The organism is Bacillus sp. GMs2/2, from assembly GCF_050172095.1.
GTDB classification, from domain to species: Bacteria; Bacillota; Bacilli; order Bacillales; family Bacillaceae_G; genus Bacillus_A; species Bacillus_A cereus.
In genome coordinates this window covers 1-11,738 of the sequence record NZ_JBNLYE010000127.1, presented here as the reverse complement: position 1 = coordinate 11,738, position 11,738 = coordinate 1, and the positions used below count along the sequence as shown (strand labels likewise).

Here is an 11,738-nt window from a genome sequence, read left to right as displayed (position 1 = left end):
TCAGTGGATCATTACGTTAGAAAAGGAAGGGTGTGGAATATGCCAGATTTAGTGAGTGATGTAAGCCATTATATGAATTATTTAGTGACGAAACGAAATACTGTTTCTAGTAATATTGCAAATGCAAATACACCTGGCTATAAAGCACAAGATGTAACATTTGCTGAGCAGATGAAAAAAAGTAGTGCATTATATAAAAACAATGCGGCTGATTTAAAGAGCAATCCAGATTTATATCAAACGAATGAAATGCACTTGCCGACAGTAAATACGAAAAATACATATGCAAAGATTCAAACAAAATCAATGCAAACGAATAAAGACGGAAATAGTGTGGATGTAACGACAGAAATGCTAGATTTAATGAAAACAAATCAGTTATACGGTATTTCAATTAACGCAATTAATACACAATATGCAATTAACCAAGCGGCACGCGGACGTTAAAAGTAGAAGGAGAGACAACGAATGTTTCAGGCAATTAATGCAAGTGGCTCAGGGCTAACGACAGCGAGAAAGTGGATGGAAGTTACTTCTAACAATATTGTAAATGCAAATACAACGGCGGCTCCGGGGACAGATTTATATGAGCGTCGTAGTGTGGTGCTAGAATCAAACAATAGTTTTGCAAGTATGTTAGATGGGTCTCCTACTAACGGAGTGAAAATAAAAAGTATTGAAGCAGACAAAACGGAAAATTTAGTGTATGATCCGACGCATCCGCACGCAAATGAAGAAGGATATGTACGTTATCCAAATATTGATGTAACTGCTGAAATGACGAATGTAATGGTTGCTCAAAAAATGTATGAAGCGAATACGAGTGTATTAAATGCAAATAAAAAAATGCTTGATAAAGATTTAGAAATCGGCCGAGGATAAGGGGGAAGATAGTAATATGAAAATCCAACCAATGTTACATACACAACCATTTGGAGCAATTCAGTCAATTGGTGCACCGAAAACTTCTCAAACATCTGTAGTTGAGGGGAAAAAGTTTATTGATTTATTGGAAGATATGAATCAAACGCAAAACAATGCACAAACAGCAGTATATGATTTACTAACTAAAGGGGTAGGAGAAACACATGACGTTTTAATTCAGCAAAAGAAAGCTGAGTCTCAAATGAAAACGGCTGCTCTCGTACGTGATAATCTTATTGAAAATTATAAGTCACTAATTAATATGCAAATTTAGGAAAGTGGACGGGTGTGTTTAAATGGAAAAGATGAAAAATGTTATTCAATCATTAAAAACGTGGCATAAGTTAGTAATTGGTGCTGCGCTTTTAGCGATTGTAACAGGAGCACTTTTATACTTCACCTTGCCAGATAAATATGTTGTTGTATATCAAAATTTAAATGATACAGATAAACAAGAGATTACAGCAGAATTATCGAAGTTAGGTGTCGATTATCAATTAGCGGCCGATGGTTCGATTCGTGTGCAAAAGAATGATGCTCCATGGGTTCGAAAAGAAATGAATGGGATGGGCTTACCGTTTAATTCTAAAAGCGGTGAGGAAATTTTATTAGAAAGCTCGCTCGGTTCAAGTGAGCAAGATAAAAAAATGAAGCAAATTGTCGGTACGAAGAAGCAATTGGAGCAAGATATTGTAAGAAACTTTGCAACAGTTGAAACGGCAAATGTTCAAATTACATTGCCTGAAAAAGAGACAATTTTTGATGAAGAAAAAGCAAAAGGAACAGCGGCGATTACGGTTGGAGTGAAGCGTGGCCAATTGTTAACAGCTGATCAAGTTGCAGGTATACAGCAAATGATTAGTGCAGCAGTTCCTGGTGTGAAGGCAGAAGAAGTAAGTGTTATTGATAGTAAAAAAGGTGTTATCTCAAAAGGGACAGATGAAGCACATTCTAGTAGTTCCTCTTCTTACGAGAAAGAAGTAGAGATGCAGCACCAACTTGAAGGTAAATTAAAGCAAGATATTGATGCAACATTAATGACGATGTTTAAACCGAATGAATATAAAGTGAATACGAAAGTATCTGTAAACTACGATGAAGTGACACGTCAGTCAGAAAAGTATGGTGATAAAGGTGTACTTCGTAGTAAACAAGAGCAAGAGGAAAGCTCTACTGCGCAAGAAGGGGCAGATACGAAGCAAGGTGCTGGTATTACAGCGAACGGTGAAGTGCCAAACTACGGTACGAACAATAATCAAAATGGTAAAGTTGTCTATGATAATAAAAATGGTAACAAAATCGAAAACTATGAAATAGATAAAACAGTTGAAACAATTAAGAAACACCCAGAATTAACGAAAACAAATGTTGTTGTATGGGTAGATAATGATACGTTAGTAAAACGTAGAATTGATATGACAACTTTTAAAGAAGCGATTGGAACAGCGGCAGGACTTCAAGCTGATCCGAACGGTAACTTTATAAATGGTCAAGTTAACGTTGTAACTGTTCAGTTCGATCAGCCGAAAGCCGAAAAAGAGAAAGAGCCAGAAAAAAGTGGTATGAACTGGTGGTTATTCGGTGGAATTACAGCTGGCTTATTAGCAATCGGTGGTCTAGTATGGTTCTTATTAGCAAGACGTAAGAGAAAGAAAGAAGAAGAGGAATATGAAGAATACTTAGCAGAAGAGGAAGTGGCTGCAAGTAATGAGAGTATCTTGGAAATTCCTGAAGAAAAAATAGTGCCAGAGCCAAAACCTGAACCAGAAGAACCGAAAGAACCTACGTTAGATGAACAAGTGCAGGATGCTACGAAAGAACATGTAGAAGGTACTGCAAAAGTAATTAAAAAATGGTTAAACGGACAGTAAGGGAGGAACAACGATGTTAGATGAAATCTCCTCCAAAGAAAAAGCTGCCATCCTTATTCGTACATTAGAAGAAGGGGTGGCAGCAAAAGTCATAGAATATATGACAGCTGAGGAAAAAGAAGTATTACTTCGTGAAATCGCAAAGTTTCGTGTATACAAACCAGAAACGTTAGAAAATGTACTAGGAGAGTTCTTATATGAACTAAATGTAAAAGAATTGAACTTAGTCACTCCAGATAAAGAATACATTCGTCGCATATTTAAAAACATGCCAGAAGACGAACTGGAAAAATTATTAGAAGATCTTTGGTATAACAAAGATAATCCGTTTGAGTTCTTAAATTCACTTACAGATTTAGAGCCACTTCTTACAGTGCTTAATGATGAGTCACCACAAACAATTGCAATTATCGCTTCGTACATTAAACCACAACTTGCGTCTCAATTAATTGAGAGATTGCCAGATCATAAGCGCGTTGAAACGGTAATGGGTATAGCGAAACTAGAACAAGTTGATGGTGAGTTAATTAACCAAATTGGTGAGTTGTTAAAATCGAAATTAAATAATATGGCATTTAGTGCAATTAATAAAACTGATGGCTTGAAAACAATCGTAAATATTTTAAATAATGTTTCACGAGGTGTTGAAAAAACAGTCTTTCAAAAGCTGGATGAAGTCGATTATGAGTTATCTGAGAAAATTAAAGAAAATATGTTTGTCTTTGAAGACTTACTTGGTCTTGAAGATCTTGCGCTTCGCCGTGTGTTAGAAGAAATTACAGATAACGGTGTTCTTGCGAAAGCACTTAAAATTGCAAAAGAAGAAATTAAAGAGAAATTATTTACATGTATGTCTTCAAACCGTAAAGAGATGATTCTAGAAGAATTAGATGGCTTAGGACCGCTTAAGATGACGGATGCTGAAAAAGCGCAGCAAACGATCACTGGTACAGTGAAAAAGCTAGAGAAAGAAGGAAGAATTATCGTTCAAAGAGGTGAAGAGGATGTCCTTATTTAAAAACAGAATTCCGAAGAATTCTGTTTCTTTTTCTGAAGAAACGTATGAATTACAATTTCCAAAACCAGCTTCAGTTCAAATAGAAGAGGAAGAATTACAAGCTGATCATGCAGAACTTCGCGCCCAGCAAGAATCATTACATATGGAAATGAATCAGCTAAGGCAAGAGAAGCAAATGCTAGAACGAGAGCGTCAGCAGTTATTACAAGATAAAGAACAATTTCAAATGCATATTCATGAACAAGTGGAACAGATGGAAGCAACGCGTGTGCAGTTTCAAAAAGAACAACAAGAAATAGCATATGAATGGACAGAGTTATTATGGGATCAATCATTTCATCTAGCAGAAAAAATTGTGAATCAAGCGGTAGATTCACGATTGCTTGATGTGTTACCTATTTTAACGGGCATCGTGCAAACATTGCCAACTTCGTTTGAAAAATTAATCATTACAGTACATCCAGAAACGTTTGAACGTATTCAAGAAGAGAAGGAGAATACGAAAGAATATTGGCTACTACAATTAGTAGAATGGAAATATGATTTCTCCCTGCAGTTTGGTGAATTTGTTCTGGAAGAAGAGAAAGAGTTCTTTGAATTTAAATTTGCACCTATATTTGCGAAACTTCGTCAGAAATGGGAAGAAGAGAAGTTATTTGAGGAGCAAAATGTATGAGCCGTCTGTTAATGAATGAGAACGAAAAATGGAATAAGTTCATTGAAACACCGCTGTATACGAAAGTAGGCAAAGTTCATAGTGTACAAGAACAGTTTTTCGTAGCAAAAGGGCCGAAAGCGAAGATCGGAGATGTTTGCTTCGTTGGAGAACATAACGTCTTATGTGAAGTGATTGCCATTGAAAAAGAAAATAATATGCTACTTCCATTTGAACAGACAGAAAAAGTATGTTATGGAGATTCAGTGACATTAGTTTCAGAAGATGTTGTTGTACCACGTGGTAATCACTTGCTCGGAAAAGTGTTAAGTGCAAATGGTGAAGTGTTAAATGAGGAAGCTGAAAACATTCCATTACAGAAAATAAAACTAGATGCACCGCCTATACATGCATTTGAACGTGAAGAGATTACCGATGTATTTGAAACAGGAATAAAATCAATTGATTCTATGCTAACAATTGGTATCGGTCAAAAGATTGGTATTTTTGCTGGGTCAGGTGTTGGTAAATCAACTTTACTTGGAATGATAGCAAAAAATGCAAAAGCTGATATAAATGTTATTAGTTTAGTAGGAGAACGTGGCCGGGAAGTAAAAGACTTTATTCGAAAAGAGTTAGGCGAGGAAGGTATGCGAAAAAGCGTCGTTGTTGTAGCGACGTCAGATGAAAGTCACCTTATGCAACTTCGTGCAGCGAAACTTGCAACGTCTATTGCTGAATACTTCCGTGATCAAGGTAATAACGTATTACTTATGATGGACTCTGTTACTCGTTTTGCCGATGCACGAAGAAGTGTTGATATTGCTGTTAAAGAGTTACCGATTGGTGGTAAAACACTGTTAATGGAAAGTTATATGAAGAAGTTGTTAGAGCGGTCCGGAAAAACACAAAAGGGATCTATAACAGGTATTTATACGGTGCTTGTTGATGGGGATGATTTAAATGGTCCTGTACCAGATTTAGCACGTGGTATTTTAGATGGACATATCGTATTAAAGCGTGAGCTTGCAACGCTTAGTCATTACCCTGCAATTTCAGTATTAGATTCAGTAAGTAGGATTATGGAAGAAATTGTTTCGCCACATCATTGGCAACTTGCAAATGAAATGAGAAAGATTTTATCAATTTATAAAGAAAATGAATTGTATTTTAAGCTAGGAACGATTCAAGAAAATGAAGAAAATGCTTATATTTTTGAATGTAAAAATAAAGTAGAAGGCATAAATACATTTTTAAAGCAAGGTCGATCGGATAGTTTCCAATTTGATGATATCGTTGAAGCGATACAGCATATAGTATAAGGCCTCTGCCCAAGAGGTCTTATTTTTTTGTTTTTTAATATTTCGCAGATTTTTTTGGAAAAAAACTATATAATAGAAAAAGAGAACGTTATAATAGAAAGGGGCTATGAAAACAGGTGGATAAACAGCAGTACGACACAATAAAATTGCAAATAAACCAAGAAAAAGAACATATTTTAAAAGAAGTGTATGAATTAACAGCTGAAAAAAGAAAAATAGAACAAAAAAAAGAATATGATTTATATGTTGTGAAATCGCGTAGTAAAGTCGTACAAACTGGGCAACGTATTATGGCTGGCATGCTTTCTTCACATACGTTTTCACCTGAAAGAATAGAAGAATGGAATCGAAAAATTAAAAAAACGGAAGGTTTTATTCAAAAAAATGAAAGCCTTTTAGAGCAAGTAAAAGAAAAAGAACGTGTCATTGATGAGATGTATCAAGAAGATTGCAAAAAGCTTGCGAAAGCACAAGAAAAGCTGGAAGAAAAAATGCTTCTGGATTTGAAAATGTGTATGAATGGATGAGGTGAATGTAGTGATACAGTCTGTATTACCGGTGCAACAAAGTTTACCTCCGCAAAAAGAAAAAGGGCTAGAAGTACAATCAAAAAATGAAGATTCTTCATTCGATCGTACGATGAGAATGGAAAATAAAAAACAGCCGCAAACGGAGAAAACGAAACGAGAAGAAGCACCAAAAGAAGAGAGAAAAGATTATATTCTTTCTAAAAAATCGGTAACGGAAGAAGAACCTATTGTAAAGAAAGAAGAAAAAAAAGAGACAGAACAGTTGTTATTAGCTGTATCTGAGCAAATGGTTGCAATTGAGCAATTACATGTGCAGCCGGAATTGTTATATCAATACATACAAAAAATACAAGAGCTATATAAAGAATATGGCAATATTAAACTTAATGAATTACCTGCAGCTGAATTACAACAATTACAAGAACTTCTTTCAAATATGAATATCAAAAATGCTATATGTTTAGAAGATACAATGCAAATGGTATTAGACAAAATGAAGATGCCAGAGCAAACGATGCAAGCATTGAAGGTTGTAGAAACAGAAACTTGTAATATTGCAAAGGAAAAAGAAGAGTTTAAAGAGGTAGATCTTCCGAAACTTGAGAGCGATGATGCAAAGGTAGAGTTGCCAGAAGTTGATGCATTAAACGATTCGAGCTCTGCAGGTGCAGAATTATTAAATAAAACGACGAGTACCGAACAAATAGGGAAATCAAATAGTGGTGCTGAGAAAGTTTCATTACCTGACTTAGGAAAGAAAATGGAAGCGCAAGTAGAAGCGCTGCAAAAATTTGTAGTGAAACAAGAACGTGTTTTATTCCAGTTAAATCCAGAAAAACTTGGTACATTAACATTGTTTATGAAAAAACACGGAGATCAAATTGACGTTCACGTAGAAATGGAAAAACACGATGCGAAAAAACGTGTTGAAATCATTTTTGATGAATTGAGATTAAAGTTAAAAGAAAAAGAAATCAATATTCAAATTAGCTATTCAGATAAAGATGAAAATCGCAAAGAACAGCGAGAACAAGAGCAAAGGCAAAAACAGAAATTAGCAAATACAAATCATGAAAAACAACAATCAACAGAATTTGCGGGATTATTGGAGGAATAAAGCGTGCCAACAGTTGGATTAAATACAACGAGTACAAATCATATTCCGTTACAAGCAGGAGCGCAAAAAAGTAATGTACCTGTTAATGGTGTACAATCGCCAGTGCAACAAAGTAATGGAGTTTCAGCAGGAGCGCAAAAGACTCCTGGGGTAATGGGGAAAGATGATTTCTTAAAATTGTTTTTATCAAGTTTCCAACATCAAGATCCATTTAATGCGATGGATATGAATCAAATGATGAATCAGACAGCGCAGTTATCTCTTATGGAACAAGTACAGAATATGACGAAAGCAGTAGATAAGCTGCAATCAACGATGTATTCAACAGCACTTGATGGTGGAATGAAGTTTTTAGGGAAATACGTAAGAGGTGTTGACGGTGACGGAAACAAAGTAACCGGTCAAGTAGAAACGGTTCGTCTTGCGGAAAATAACGATGTACAGCTCGTTATTAATAATAAAGTTGTCTCTCTTCGTTTCGTTGAGAGAGTGTCTGATAAACCGATTGGGGAAACGAATCCAGAAGACGCAAAGAAAGACGATCAAAAAGTAACTGAAGAAGTAAAAACTACAAATTCATAAGGAGTGTCCATACGTTATGATTAAAGCGTTATATACAAGTATTACAGGGATGAATGCAACACAAAATGCATTAAGTGTAACTTCAAATAATATTGCCAATGCACAAACAGTAGGTTATAAAAAGCAAAAAGCAATGTTTGATGATTTACTATATAACAATTCGATTGGTGCAAAAGCCGATGATAAATATGCTGGAACAAACCCAAAAAGTATCGGTAACGGTGTAAAATTGAGCGGAACGGTTACCGATTATAGTGATGGTACAATTACGTTAACAGGTGGTAAAACACAAGCAGCAATGGAAGGTAATGGTTTCTTCGTTGTAGGTGATTCAAAAGGCGGAAATATGGAATTTACTCGTAAAGGTACGTTTGGGATATCTTCAGATTACTATATTACGAATACTGAAGGTCAATACGTATTTGCATACCCTGCAAATGAGGCAACTGGTGAAGTTGATTTATCTGGAATTCCAGGACCGTTGCAAATTCCAATGGGAACGGCAATTGGTGGTATTCGAACATCAAAAGGTGTAGTTGGAGGGAATATTCCAGCTGATGCAAAAGCAATCTCACAAGAGATACCTATATATGATAATGCTGGTAACACTTGGACGATGCGTGTGGAGTTTACACAAACGAGCGAACATAATTATTCATATAAAGTACAGATGCGCAATGATTCGAAAAAAGAAGGGTTTAAGGATGTTGAAGGTGCAGGCGGTAATATGGCATTTGATGCTGTTGGAAATCCAAGTCCGAAAGAGCAAGCAGCTAATATTCCATTTAATGGCGGCAATATAAAACTAGACTTAAGTAATTTAACGAATCATCCAACAGATAAAACATTATCAGTAACAGGCGTAGATGGTAGAGCGGCGGCGACTGTTAAAGATTGCTTCATTGCTGATGGTGGATATGTGATGGTAAAATATTCTGATGGAAGCATGAAAGCTGCTGGCCAATTAGCTGTTGCGATGTTCCCGAACGAAGGCGGACTAATGAAAACTGGTAATGGTAACTATACAGCGACGAATACGACGGGTATTTTAGCTCTTGGTGCATCTGGACAAAATGGAGCAGGAAAAGTACGTGGTAGTGCACAAGAAGGTGCAAACGTAGATTTATCTGTAGAATTCGTTGACTTAATGTTATATCAACGCGGATTCCAAGGAAATGCGAAAGTTATTAAAGTTTCAGATGAAGTATTAAATGAAGTTGTAAACTTAATTCGATAATATATATCGCATGGAAAAAATGTAATGGAGTAGAAAGGGTTTTTTATTCGTATGACAAGACAAGAGCGAATTTTACAATTGCCTTTTTTCGAAAATAAACGTGAACTTGCCGAGCAAGTATTAAAAATAGAACGAGAAGAGCATGTATATTTACCAGATCAATTTGAAATTAAGCAAGTGCCACCGTATTCATTTGGCGAAAAACAAGCAATCATTGGCCGTATCCATGAGTTTTATTTCATAAGTGTTGGTAGCGATAGTGTTTGGAAGTATCAACTGTTTAAGGATGAGATGAAGTGTCGTGAGTTTTTTGTTATGTTGCCAAATATTACAGATCAGCAGATAGCGTTTTGGTTTAATAACATAGAGTTATTGAAAAGTTCTTAAAAAGATCTAAAAAGCTCTTTTTAGGGTTGATGAGAGGACCCAGCGTTGTTTTTGAGCGGTTAGTGCCTAATAGGGCCTCGACTGGTGTGTAAGGACAAAGGTATGGAGAGTTACTAGGGTAGTATAAAAAGAGATAAGCAAAGTTTAGTGTGGATAAACAGTTATGGTCCAGAAGAGCTCCTAGTTGTAAGAATAGAGCTATGAAGGCGTACTGAGATAGTTGGAGATGAGATAATCATTTTATAGTAGGACAGTGCCTTCTGGATAGAATGTGACGATAGATTTTTATAAAAGGAGAGGTGAGGAGGATGGCGCAAAATAAGTATCGCGTTACATTCATTTCGCCGAGTGAGGTTGAGCAGCGGACTGTAATGGCGGCGAATAGTTTGCCAGATTTAATTCGTAAAGTAGAAAGTATTATCGCAGATCCAAACGGTTATTTTGTGAATGATAAAAAAAATAATTGTTATTTTAAAGTGATTAAAGAAAATGTTACGTTTATTCAATATGAGTTACTATTTTCGGATAAGGAAATTCATATTGAAAAATTAAAACATATAGCACCGGTAGTATTAAAACGATTATTCGAAGAAATAAATGACCCGGAATTATATGCACTTGCGCTACTTGATGTTGATATAGCAACGAAAGAATATGTGCTAGCAGAAATGAATTCTGAGCTGAGAATAAGAGTAGAGACGGAGCTTTCGAAAAAATGGGAAGCAATGCCGACGGAAATTGTAGGTGCACAAGAAGTTTTATTAGAGGCACTTGCTTCGTTTATACAAGATTAATTGTTTTTTAATAAAATGAATCGTTCGACTATCTATATTTTTTATATAGGTAGTTGACTTTTTCGCTTTTATAAAGCTTAATAATTAGATATACGGAATTAATGGAAGGGGAGCGACACCTTTATGTCACAAGCACAAAGTATTTTATTAGAAAGCGGAACAAATGAATTAGAGATTGTTACGTACACTGTTGGTGAAAACCTATTTAGTATTAATGTAATGAAAGTACGTGAAATCATTAATCCATTCCCTGTTACAACTGTGCCAGAATCTCATCATGCAGTTGAAGGTGTTGTTCAAGTACGTGGTGAAATTTTACCTGTTATTAACTTGGCAATGGCTCTTAATTTAAAGTCAACAAAGCCACTTGATCAAACGAAATTTATCATCTCAGAATTAAACCAAATGAAAGTTATTTTCCGCGTTGATGAAGTGCATCGTATTCAACGTATTTCGTGGGAACAAATTGATGAACCAGCTTCATTATCTATGGGACTAGAAGAAACGACATCTGGTATTGTAAAACTAGATGGAAAAATCATCTTACTATTAGATTATGAAAAAATTGTATGTGAAATTAGCGGCACTGGTTATGACAATAAATCAATTGCAGGGTTAGAACAAAAAACAGATCGAGCTGAAAAAGTAATTTATATTGCAGAAGATTCAGCAATGCTTCGCCAAATATTAGAAGAAACATTATCATCAGCTGGATATACGAAAATGAACTTCTTCAGCAATGGTGCAGAAGCGTTAGCGCAAATTGAAAAATTAGCGAAAGAGCAAGGCGAAAAAATGTTTGAACATATTCACTTGCTAATTACGGATATTGAAATGCCAAAAATGGATGGACATCATTTAACGAAAGTGGTTAAGGATAGTGAAGTAATGAATCGTTTACCAGTCATTATTTTCTCTTCATTAATTACAAATGAATTATTCCATAAAGGTGAAGCTGTAGGAGCAAATGCTCAAGTAAGTAAGCCAGATATTCAAGAGCTAATTGGTTTAGTTGATAAGTTAGTGCTTTAAAAGCTTCTATTTAGCCGGAATAGAAGCTCTAGCTAAGTGTTGAGCGGTCAGTGCTTAATAGAGTCTCATGCGATGTGAGTTCAGAGGTATGAAGTTTAGGTAAGAAGAAGTGAGACTTTGATTGAGGATTTGAAGACTAGGTTTATAACTCTATTCTGTTAGAGAGAGGAAGGAATTAGCCAATGCTACATATGGCTAATTCCTTTTTAGTATTCTATACTCTAAACTGGTAGAAAAATGAAAGGTTTCTTGGGTGTTTGTCGCTGTAT

General features: G+C 35.6%; 14 protein-coding genes. All 14 read left to right on the top strand.

The features are described 5' to 3' along the window. Positions 1 to 39: 39 nt before the first annotated feature. The 14 genes from flgB (at position 40) to ACQGS6_RS16175 (ending at position 11,469) form a co-directional block, all read left to right on the top strand. Positions 40 to 447: a flagellar basal body rod protein FlgB gene (gene flgB, locus ACQGS6_RS16240; protein WP_001113104.1), complete on the top strand. Its 408-nt coding sequence runs from the start codon at positions 40 to 42 to the stop codon at positions 445 to 447. Positions 448 to 468: 21 nt separating this feature from the next. Then, on the top strand, positions 469 to 882 hold the full coding sequence (gene flgC / locus ACQGS6_RS16235; RefSeq protein ID WP_000484686.1) for a flagellar basal body rod protein FlgC: 414 nt from the start codon (positions 469 to 471) through the stop codon (positions 880 to 882). 16 nt (positions 883 to 898) lie between these two features. Further along, entirely contained in the window at positions 899 to 1,198 is a 300-nt protein-coding gene (gene fliE / locus ACQGS6_RS16230; protein WP_000701672.1) for a flagellar hook-basal body complex protein FliE, read from the top strand. A gap of 22 nt (positions 1,199 to 1,220) precedes the next feature. Beyond that, the gene (locus ACQGS6_RS16225) at positions 1,221 to 2,795 is read left to right on the top strand and encodes a flagellar M-ring protein FliF C-terminal domain-containing protein (RefSeq protein ID WP_030024830.1); all 1,575 of its coding nucleotides are present in this window, start codon (positions 1,221 to 1,223) and stop codon (positions 2,793 to 2,795) included. A gap of 13 nt (positions 2,796 to 2,808) precedes the next feature. Continuing rightward, a complete protein-coding gene (gene fliG / locus ACQGS6_RS16220) occupies positions 2,809 to 3,813 on the top strand; it encodes a flagellar motor switch protein FliG (RefSeq protein WP_000883364.1) in 1,005 nt (334 codons plus the stop codon). Further along, positions 3,800 to 4,489 (top strand): FliH/SctL family protein, encoded by a 690-nt coding sequence (locus ACQGS6_RS16215; RefSeq protein ID WP_050821747.1) that lies wholly within the window; start codon positions 3,800 to 3,802, stop codon positions 4,487 to 4,489. The genes fliG and ACQGS6_RS16215 overlap by 14 nt, the downstream gene beginning before the upstream one ends. After that, positions 4,486 to 5,790, top strand: coding sequence for a flagellar protein export ATPase FliI (gene fliI, locus ACQGS6_RS16210; protein ID WP_000088693.1), 1,305 nt, complete (start codon positions 4,486 to 4,488; stop codon positions 5,788 to 5,790). Before ACQGS6_RS16215 ends, fliI begins: the two co-directional genes overlap by 4 nt. Positions 5,791 to 5,906: 116 nt before the next feature. After that, on the top strand, positions 5,907 to 6,317 hold the full coding sequence (locus ACQGS6_RS16205) for a hypothetical protein (protein WP_000360855.1): 411 nt from the start codon (positions 5,907 to 5,909) through the stop codon (positions 6,315 to 6,317). A gap of 10 nt (positions 6,318 to 6,327) precedes the next feature. Next, positions 6,328 to 7,437, top strand: a complete 1,110-nt coding sequence (locus ACQGS6_RS16200; RefSeq protein ID WP_426965310.1) for a flagellar hook-length control protein FliK — start codon at positions 6,328 to 6,330, stop codon at positions 7,435 to 7,437. Between the two features lie 3 nt (positions 7,438 to 7,440). Beyond that, positions 7,441 to 8,019 carry a flagellar hook assembly protein FlgD gene (locus ACQGS6_RS16195; protein WP_001143462.1) on the top strand — a complete coding sequence of 193 codons (579 nt, stop codon included), beginning with the start codon at positions 7,441 to 7,443 and terminating at the stop codon, positions 8,017 to 8,019. 16 nt (positions 8,020 to 8,035) lie between these two features. Further along, positions 8,036 to 9,256, top strand: coding sequence for a flagellar hook protein FlgE (locus tag ACQGS6_RS16190; protein ID WP_058839178.1), 1,221 nt, complete (start codon positions 8,036 to 8,038; stop codon positions 9,254 to 9,256). Positions 9,257 to 9,307: 51 nt separating this feature from the next. Further along, positions 9,308 to 9,643 carry a DUF3964 family protein gene (locus ACQGS6_RS16185; protein WP_000198167.1) on the top strand — a complete coding sequence of 112 codons (336 nt, stop codon included), beginning with the start codon at positions 9,308 to 9,310 and terminating at the stop codon, positions 9,641 to 9,643. Positions 9,644 to 9,951: 308 nt separating this feature from the next. Further along, on the top strand, positions 9,952 to 10,437 hold the full coding sequence (locus tag ACQGS6_RS16180) for a hypothetical protein (RefSeq protein ID WP_000068298.1): 486 nt from the start codon (positions 9,952 to 9,954) through the stop codon (positions 10,435 to 10,437). 123 nt (positions 10,438 to 10,560) lie between these two features. Beyond that, entirely contained in the window at positions 10,561 to 11,469 is a 909-nt protein-coding gene (locus ACQGS6_RS16175) for a chemotaxis protein (protein ID WP_000075943.1), read from the top strand. The last annotated feature ends 269 nt before the right edge of the window (positions 11,470 to 11,738 follow it).

Bases quoted from the DNA above. Each gene is read 5' to 3' on its own strand.
- flgB (WP_001113104.1), top strand. From the start codon at position 40: ATGCCAGATTTAGTGAGTGATGTAAGCCATTATATGAATTATTTAGTG.
- flgC (WP_000484686.1), top strand. From the start codon at position 469: ATGTTTCAGGCAATTAATGCAAGTGGCTCAGGGCTAACGACAGCGAGA.
- fliE (WP_000701672.1), top strand. From the start codon at position 899: ATGAAAATCCAACCAATGTTACATACACAACCATTTGGAGCAATTCAG.
- ACQGS6_RS16225 (WP_030024830.1), top strand. From the start codon at position 1,221: ATGGAAAAGATGAAAAATGTTATTCAATCATTAAAAACGTGGCATAAG.
- fliG (WP_000883364.1), top strand. From the start codon at position 2,809: ATGTTAGATGAAATCTCCTCCAAAGAAAAAGCTGCCATCCTTATTCGT.
- ACQGS6_RS16215 (WP_050821747.1), top strand. From the start codon at position 3,800: ATGTCCTTATTTAAAAACAGAATTCCGAAGAATTCTGTTTCTTTTTCT.
- fliI (WP_000088693.1), top strand. From the start codon at position 4,486: ATGAGCCGTCTGTTAATGAATGAGAACGAAAAATGGAATAAGTTCATT.
- ACQGS6_RS16190 (WP_058839178.1), top strand. From the start codon at position 8,036: ATGATTAAAGCGTTATATACAAGTATTACAGGGATGAATGCAACACAA.
- ACQGS6_RS16185 (WP_000198167.1), top strand. From the start codon at position 9,308: ATGACAAGACAAGAGCGAATTTTACAATTGCCTTTTTTCGAAAATAAA.
- ACQGS6_RS16180 (WP_000068298.1), top strand. From the start codon at position 9,952: ATGGCGCAAAATAAGTATCGCGTTACATTCATTTCGCCGAGTGAGGTT.
- ACQGS6_RS16175 (WP_000075943.1), top strand. From the start codon at position 10,561: ATGTCACAAGCACAAAGTATTTTATTAGAAAGCGGAACAAATGAATTA.